Below are 7,454 nucleotides of genomic sequence, written 5' to 3' on the forward strand. Positions count from 1 at the left end.
GAGGCCGCTGGCGCGCGAATCGAGGTGCTCGCCACGCCCGGGCACACTGCGGATTCGATCTCCCTCCTTCTCGCGGACGACGGCGACCACGGCTCCGTGCTGACCGGCGACACGATCCTGGGGCGCGGCACGACCGTCATCTCGTACCCCGACGGGAGGCTCGGCGATTACCTCGCCTCGATGCGGCGGCTCGAGGGCCTTGCGCTCGCGGCCTCCGGTCCCATGACCGTGCTCCCGGCTCACGGACCGGTCCTGCCGGACCTCGCCGCCGTGGCCCGCGCGTATCTCGCGCACCGCGAGGAGCGGCTCGATCAGATCCGCGCGGCGCTCGCCGAGCTGGGCGACGACGCGTCGGTGGGCGCCGTCGCGGATCTCGTGTACGCGGACGTCGACCCGTCGGTGCGCCGCGCCGCCGAGAACTCCGTGGCCGCGCAGCTCGACTACCTCCGCGGCTGGGCCTAGACGGCGCTCACCAGAGCGAAAAGCGCCTGAACTCCCCCGTCGCGGGTCCGATCGTCGCCTCGAGGCCCTCGACCCGACCGGGCGTGTCACCGGACTGGAGCCACTTGAGGAGCTTTTCGACGTCGTCCAGGTTCCCCTCGGCCACGATCTCAACGGTGCCGTCGAGGCGGTTGCCCGCGCTCCCCACGAGGCCAAGCCGATCCGCCTCGCCACGCGTCCAGTACCGGAAGCCCACGCCTTGGACCATCCCCTTCACCGTCGCGTGAAGCCGTGCCTCGGGAGTGTCCTGTGACATGGGTCCAGTCTGCTACGGCTGCGTCGTCTCTGCTACGGCAGGCGCTTCTGCGGGTGAATGGTCTCGTGCCGGGCGAGCATTGCCACGAAATCGGCGATCTTCCGGGCCCTCGTCTCGGGCTTCTTGGCGGATTCCGTGCGGTAGATGAGGGCGTAGCGGTTCACGGCGGTGAGGACGTCGAACATCGCCTGCGCCTCGGGGTTCGCCGCAATCGCGTCGGCGAGGTCCTGCGGGACCTCGGCCGAGGCCTGCCCCGCGTACGCGGCCTCCCAGCGCCCGTCCTCCTTGGCGGAATTGACGACGGCGCGGCCCGCCTCCGTCATGAGGCCCGCCTCCTCGAGGCGCTCGACGTTCGCGACGTTGAGCTTGGACCATTTGCTCTTCGGTCCCCGCGGCGTGAATCGTGTGACGTAGCTGCCGTCGTCGCGGCGGCCGATCTGGCCGTCCACCCACCCGAAGCACAGCGCGCCGTCGAGCGCCTGCTCGAAGGCGAGGCTCGTGACTGCGCCGCCCTTCTTGTGGAGCACGAGCCACACGCCCGAGCTCGTGGCATGGTTCGCGACGAGCCACGAGCGCCATGCGTCGGAGTCGGGCACGAGCAGCTCAGGAAGTTCCGCGGCCATGAGCCCAAGGGTACCGGCCGCCCCTCTACGGCGGACGCACCCTGTTCACGGGCATGACGCCCCGAGGCCACATGTTGTAGAACATAACCATGGCAGTGCGCACCCCCGACCCGTATCCAGGCTGGCTGTCCCCCGAGGACCTGTATGAGGCCCGGAACCGCCTGCCCATGCTCTACGTCGAGGCCGTCCCGGTCCGCCTCGACCCTCTCGGGTACGTCAACGAGGTGGGCCTCCTGCTCCAGGCGGACGACGACGGCAACATGATGCGCACGCTCGTCTCGGGCCGCGTGCTCTACAAGGAGACGATCCGTGCTGCCCTGCTCCGGCACCTCGAGAAGGACCTCGGGCCCCTCGCGCTCCCGCAGCTTCCGGTGAGCCCCGTGCCGTTCACGGTCGTCGAATACTTCCCCTCGCCCTCGCAGACGGGCTTCACCGACGAGCGGCAGCACGCCGTGGCCCTCGCGTACGTGATCCCGGTGGCGGGCGAGTGCCAGCCGCGCCAGGACGCGCTCGAGCTGACCTGGATGTCCCCCGCCGACGTGCTGAGCGGCCCCGTCCAGGCCGAGTTCATGGGCGGCCGCGGCGAGCTCGTGCGCCAGGCGCTCGCGTTCGCGGGCATCCCCGGCTGAGTCCGCTAGGGGCCCACCCTTCACAGGTGCCGCCTTGGCGCGCCTCCGGCACGGCCGTTACCGCTTCTTTATAGACTGGCGACGGACCGACAGCTACTTGAAGGACTCCGCATGCAGTACAGCCCAGAAACCGAGCCGAGCGGGTCGATGCCCCCTGGAGCCGAAAGGCTACTGGAGATCGAAGCCTCCGAACTGAGCCCGGGCCAGCGGCTCGTGCTCCCGGACGGAGAGACCACGGCAAACGTCCTCGACGTGGACGCGGTTCTGGACGACTACGAGCAGCCCGCGCTCTACTTCGCTGCGCTCGACAATCACGTGAACCTCCGCGTAGCGCACGGAACGGTGGTGCGGATCGTCGTTCCCAAGCCGAGCCGGCCCGCGGACCTCCTCTTCGCGGGACCGAAGCCGCCGGAGGCCGGGGACGCCGCGAGCGAGCCCGAAACCCCCTCGCCCAAGCGCGAGGGAGGCCGCGCCGATCTGCTGCGGCGGGCGCTTGGCCTCGCGAACCCCCGCGACAACGAGGTGCCGAGCGGCGACGCCGAGGCCCCCTTGAACGCGGCCGAGTCACCCAGGCTTGCCGCGGCTCCCGCAACGGACGACGGCGGCGAGCCCCAGGGAGGGTCGGCCCAGAGTGCGTCTTCCGAAGCAGAGTCCGCCTCGCTGGCCGGGACCGTCCCCGAGTCGGGCCACGAGAAGCCAAGCCACGACGACGCGGGCGGAACCTCCTTCCTCGACGACGCGGCGTTCGACGCCGACTCCCACGACGACGAGCGCCCGCCCACCCGGATCACGCTCGACACGGGGGACGTCGTCGTCGTTCCCGGGAAGTCACGCAGCGAGGCGACCGGGCCCACCGCCGCCCAGCTTGGCCTCATCCCGCCGCTCGAGGGCAACCCCGAGGACCTCATCCGGCACATCGACGCGACCCACCCCGGACGGCACGCCGTCCACGAGCTCTCGGAGCGGCTCGCGCGGGGCGTCAACATGAAATCGGGCGCGTGCCTCAAGGACCTTCGCGACCTTTCGTTCGAGCTCTACCTCGGGCAGCGCGACGCCGACGACTCGCTCAAGGTCGCGGACATCCTCGCGGTCCTCCCGTTCGACGGCAACCCGGGCCGCTGGTCGTCGGTCGAGTCAGCGCTCGCCCTCGCGGCGCACCTTGCCCGCGAACGCAACGAAGAGGGGCGCGCCGAGGTGTACGGCGAGCTCCTGCGAGCGCCCGAGACGGCCGAGACGGATCCGTTCCGGGCCCAGATGGCGGCCCGCGTCCGGCAACGCACGCTCAACGAGCCGAACCTGTACGACAAGGAGGTGACGCGCGCCGCGAACGCCGGGGACGAGGCCGAGGAGCGGAGCTGGCGCATCCTGCGCCTCGACACGCTCCTGCATCTCCGCGCGCACGGCGGCTCCGAGGTCTACGACGACGACGAACTCGACCGTCGAATCCGGATCGAACTCGACGCCGTCGCCCGTTAAGGCAACCGGGCGCCGTCGCCCGCCCCTCGCCATTATCGACGATAACGTACATGATCACCGATCTTGCCAACTATGTACATCACTGGTTAGCATGCTCGGCATGAGCGAAGTGACGATTACCGATGCCCGCGGGCGGCTATCCGCTCTGGTCGACGAGGCCCACCGGGCCCACGAGCCCGTGTACCTGACGCGCCGGGACCACGCCGTCGCCGCGATCGTCGACGCCGACCAGCTCCGCCAGCTCCTTGAGGACGCCGAGGAGCTCGCCGACATCCGCGCCGTGGACGCGGCATGGGAGGAGACCGAACGTCTCGGCGAGACACCGGTCCCCTGGGAGGACGTCAAGAGGGACCTGGGCCTCGTCGAGTGAACTCCTACCGGGTCGAGATCCTCCCCGCCGCCGTCCGCTCGATCAGGAAGCTCCCGCCCGAGGCCAAGCGCCGCATCCAGGCCGTCGTCGAGCTCCTCGCCGACGACCCTCGCCCACCCGCTGCAAGGAAGCTCACCGGGCGCCCTGAATGGCGCGTTCGGACCGGCGACTACCGCATCCTCTACCGCGTCCAGGACGAGGTCCTCCTCGTGGTCGTCGTCGACGCGGGCCACCGCCGCGAAATCTATCGGTGACCCGCGGCCACGAGCGATGAACTCCTAGTCGCCGCGCTAGGCGACCGGCGGCGGGCCGCCCGGCTTGACGAACCGCTCCGCCTTCTCGAGCTGAACCACCTTGGGATCCGTCTCGTCGGCGCCGAAGTCGGAGGGACGCGTCATATCCTTGCCCTGCGGCACCTTGAGCGCGCGGAACACGAGCGTGAGCACGATCGCGACAATCAGGTTGAGCGCGAACGCCGTCACCGCGATGTAGACGTTGATGTCCGTTCCCGGGATCGGCGAGAGCGATCCGCCGAAGTGGGCCTTCGTGTTCGGGTTGACCACGTTGTACGCCGAGATCGTTCCGAAGGCGATGCCGACGGCCCATCCGATGAGCAGGGCCCACCGGTCGAACCAGCGCGTGTACAGGCCCGCAACGACCGCCGGGAACGTCTGGAGGATCCAGATGCCGCCGAGGAGCTGCAGGTTGATCGCGGTGGTCTGGTCCATCGCGATGACGAACACGAGCGCGCCGACCTTCACGAGGAGCGAGACGATCTTCGAGACGTTCGCCTCAGTCTTCGGGTCCGCGTCCGGCTTGAAGAAGTCGCGGTAGATGTTGCGCGTGAACATGTTCGCCGCCGCGATCGACATGATCGCCGCGGGCACGAGCGCGCCGATCGCGATCGCCGCGAGCGCGATCCCCGCGAACCAGGACGGGAAGGCGTCCAGGAACAGCTGCGGGACCACGAGCTGCGGGTTGGCAGACCCGTCGAGGTCGATCGGCTTGGTCCCGGCCTTGATCGCCACGAAACCGAGCAGCGCGAGGAACCCCAGCATGAGCGAGTACAGCGGCAGGATCGCTGCGTTGCGGCGAATCGTGTTGCGTCCCTTCGACGCGAGGACGCCCGTGATCGAGTGCGGGTACATGAACAACGCCATCGCCGAGCCGAGAGCGAGTGTCCAGTAGGACGCGAAGTTCGTGGGGCTCGTGATGAAGACGCCGGCGGGCTTGCCAGTCGCCTGGTTCACCGTGCCGAGCTTGGCCTGCGCCGCGTTGAAGATCGTGTCCCAGCCGCCGAGCTTGATCGGCAGATAGATGACCGCGACGATGATCGCGAGATAGATCAGGATGTCCTTCACGAACGCGATCATCGCCGGCGCGCGCAGGCCCGAGGTGTACGTGTACGCGGCGAGGACAACGAACGCGAGGATGAGCGGGAGGTCGGTCAGAAGCATGTTGCTCGAGCTGCCGAGGCCGAGCACGGTGAGGACCGACTTGATTCCCACGAGCTGGAGCGCGATGTACGGCATGGTCGCGACGATGCCTGTGAGGGCGATGGCGAGCGAGAGCCACCGGCTCCCGTAGCGCCCGCCCACGAAGTCGGCGGCGGTGACGTAGCCGTGCCGGTGGGACACCGACCAGAGCCGGCTCATGATGATGAAGATGATCGGGTACAGCACGATCGTGTACGGCACCGCGAAGAAGCCGCTCACGGCACCCGTGGCGTACATGGCGGCGGGGACCGCGACGAACGTGTACGCGGTGTACAGGTCGCCGCCGAGCAGGAACCACGTGATCCACGTGCCGAAGCCGCGGCCGCCGAGGCCCCATTCGTCGAGGCTGTGCAGCCCCGTGGCTTCCTTCGAGCGCCGCCAATTCGACGCCATGAAGCCCATGATGGCCACGACGACGAACAGCACGATGACGATGGCGAGCGCCACCCAGTTGACTTCGCGGGTCATGCCGCATCACCGCCCTTGGGAGCCGCAGCCGAACCGGCCCCGCGAACTGCCGCCCGCCGTCGTCGGTCTTCCGAGACGGTGAGCCAATAGGCGATGCCGCTCAGGGTCGCCGAGATGGGGACCCACAGGAGCTGGTACCAGTAGAAGAAGGGCATGCCGCCCCATCGCGGCTGATCGAACGAATAGAGCGACGGCACGAGCGGTAGGACGATCGCCGCCGCGAGCAGGATCCCTGCGATGACGTAGGGCAGGGGCCGTGCGGGGCCGCGGGTTGGCGTGTCGCGGGTGGGCCCGCCTGACGAAGCTTCGGAGCTGGGGCGCTGGTCGGGCGCTGGCGTGTCATGACCGGACATCAGGACCTCCTTGTCGGCCGTCCGGCCGCCAACCCAGGTGCAAGAGCGACGGCAGGGCGGAGGGCGCGTAATCCCCCGCCGTCTTTGTATCGCAGTTTGACGCGGCCCGGAAGGGGCCACACCGTCTCTAGCCCGCGATGCCCGCGAGAGCTCCCTCGAGCTGCTTGAAGAGGATGGCCGGGCCGTTGGGATTCGGCAGCTGCGTGTTGATGAGGATTGCGACCGTCATGCCCGTGGAGGGCTGGTACATCGTGAGGGATTCGTAGCCGAGGCCCGTCCCGGTGTGGCCCCACCAGCCGTCGATCTCGCCCGCAGCGAGGCCGTAGGCGTCGTAGTCCGGGCTGCCCGGGTCCGTGCTGGGCTGCGAGATGGCAGTGAGGCGCTGCTGCTGGACGGATACGGGCAGGAGCGCGCCCGAGCCGAGCGCGTGGCCCCACCGCAGGAGGTCGCCGATATCGCCGAACAGCCCGCCCGAGGCGCCGTACAACGACGGGCTCACCTGGGCGAGGCTCTCGAGGTTCGAGTTGCTGTCGATCTCGTACGGCGTCGCGACGGTCCGCGACGGATCGCTGCTCGAGGGGTCGTTCTCCCCCGAGTACCCCACGGAGCCCAGCCCGAGCGGCGTGAGGATGCGCCGCTGGACCTCGTGGTCCCACGAGTTGCCCGTGACGGCCTCGATCACCTTGCCGAGGAGCACGAAGTTCGTGTTGGTGTACTCGTAGGCGCTCCCCGGCGCGAAGTCGAGCGGCTGCGCGAACGCGTAGCCGAGGAGCTGATCGTCCGTGAACGATCCCATGTAGTCGGTGTCGAGCTGGTCCGAGAAGTCCTGCGTGCCCGAGAACTCGGTGAGGCCCGTACGCATCTCGAGGGCCATGCGCACCGTGATCGCGGAGCCCGCGTCCGCGCCGTTGTACCGCAGCGAGGCGACGTCGGGCGCGTAGCGCGAGATCGGGTCGTCGAGGCTCAGCTTGCCCTCCGCGACGAGCTGCAGCACAACCGTCCCCACGAAGCTCTTCGTGATGCTGCGGAAGGCCGAGCGCGTGTCCGCCGACCACGCGACGCCCTCCGACGCGTCCCCCATCGTCGCGAGGTATTGCTTCTGCCCCGAGGACACCGCCACGGCGATGCCGGCCGCGCCCTGGTCCGACACGAACTGGGAGACGACATCCTGCGCCCCGGCGGGCAGGGCCTGCCACGGCTCGCCGGCGCCTGATTGGCTTGCACCCGATTCGCCGGCACCCGATTGGCCGGCACCCGATCGACCAGCGGACGACGACGGCGC

Annotated in this window: 9 protein-coding genes and 1 pseudogene; 5 read left to right on the plus strand and 5 right to left on the minus strand. The window is 69.3% G+C overall.

The genetic code is table 11. The features are described from left to right. Window positions 1–462: pseudogene (locus ACLN58_RS14880) on the plus strand (MBL fold metallo-hydrolase); the annotation flags it as partial. Between the two features lie 7 nt (window positions 463–469). On the opposite strand, the gene ACLN58_RS14885 reads toward ACLN58_RS14880, so the two are convergent. Together ACLN58_RS14885 and ACLN58_RS14890 are read right to left on the minus strand one after the other, a co-directional pair. After that, window positions 470–757: an acylphosphatase gene (locus tag ACLN58_RS14885; RefSeq protein WP_415856037.1), complete on the minus strand. Its 288-nt coding sequence runs from the start codon at window positions 755–757 to the stop codon at window positions 470–472. A 32-nt stretch (window positions 758–789) separates the two neighbouring features. Beyond that, window positions 790–1,380 carry a YdeI/OmpD-associated family protein gene (locus ACLN58_RS14890; RefSeq protein ID WP_415856038.1) on the minus strand — a complete coding sequence of 197 codons (591 nt, stop codon included), beginning with the start codon at window positions 1,378–1,380 and terminating at the stop codon, window positions 790–792. An 89-nt stretch (window positions 1,381–1,469) separates the two neighbouring features. Between ACLN58_RS14890 and ACLN58_RS14895 the strand changes: the two genes are divergently transcribed. From ACLN58_RS14895 to ACLN58_RS14910, 4 genes are all read left to right on the plus strand, one after another. Beyond that, window positions 1,470–2,009 carry an NUDIX hydrolase family protein gene (locus tag ACLN58_RS14895; protein WP_415856039.1) on the plus strand — a complete coding sequence of 180 codons (540 nt, stop codon included), beginning with the start codon at window positions 1,470–1,472 and terminating at the stop codon, window positions 2,007–2,009. Window positions 2,010–2,120: 111 nt separating this feature from the next. Further along, window positions 2,121–3,485 carry a DUF6707 family protein gene (locus ACLN58_RS14900; RefSeq protein WP_415856040.1) on the plus strand — a complete coding sequence of 455 codons (1,365 nt, stop codon included), beginning with the start codon at window positions 2,121–2,123 and terminating at the stop codon, window positions 3,483–3,485. A gap of 100 nt (window positions 3,486–3,585) precedes the next feature. Beyond that, the gene (locus ACLN58_RS14905; protein WP_415856041.1) at window positions 3,586–3,855 is read left to right on the plus strand and encodes a type II toxin-antitoxin system Phd/YefM family antitoxin; all 270 of its coding nucleotides are present in this window, start codon (window positions 3,586–3,588) and stop codon (window positions 3,853–3,855) included. Next, window positions 3,852–4,109, plus strand: coding sequence for a type II toxin-antitoxin system RelE family toxin (locus ACLN58_RS14910; RefSeq protein ID WP_415856042.1), 258 nt, complete (start codon window positions 3,852–3,854; stop codon window positions 4,107–4,109). The genes ACLN58_RS14905 and ACLN58_RS14910 overlap by 4 nt, the downstream gene beginning before the upstream one ends. A 36-nt stretch (window positions 4,110–4,145) precedes the next feature. Here ACLN58_RS14910 and mctP read toward each other — a convergent pair whose 3' ends face one another. The 3 genes from mctP to ACLN58_RS14925 all read right to left on the minus strand — a co-directional run. After that, the gene (mctP, locus tag ACLN58_RS14915) at window positions 4,146–5,819 is read right to left on the minus strand and encodes a monocarboxylate uptake permease MctP (RefSeq protein WP_415856043.1); all 1,674 of its coding nucleotides are present in this window, start codon (window positions 5,817–5,819) and stop codon (window positions 4,146–4,148) included. Continuing rightward, on the minus strand, window positions 5,816–6,172 hold the full coding sequence (locus ACLN58_RS14920) for a DUF3311 domain-containing protein (protein WP_415856044.1): 357 nt from the start codon (window positions 6,170–6,172) through the stop codon (window positions 5,816–5,818). Before ACLN58_RS14920 ends, mctP begins: the two co-directional genes overlap by 4 nt. A gap of 127 nt (window positions 6,173–6,299) precedes the next feature. After that, the coding region (locus ACLN58_RS14925; protein ID WP_415856045.1) for a serine hydrolase domain-containing protein at window positions 6,300–7,454 on the minus strand (1,155 nt) is incomplete at its 5' end.

Origin of the sequence: Sinomonas sp. G460-2 (genome assembly GCF_047759905.1) — a bacterium.
Lineage (GTDB): Bacteria > Actinomycetota > Actinomycetes > Actinomycetales > Micrococcaceae > Sinomonas.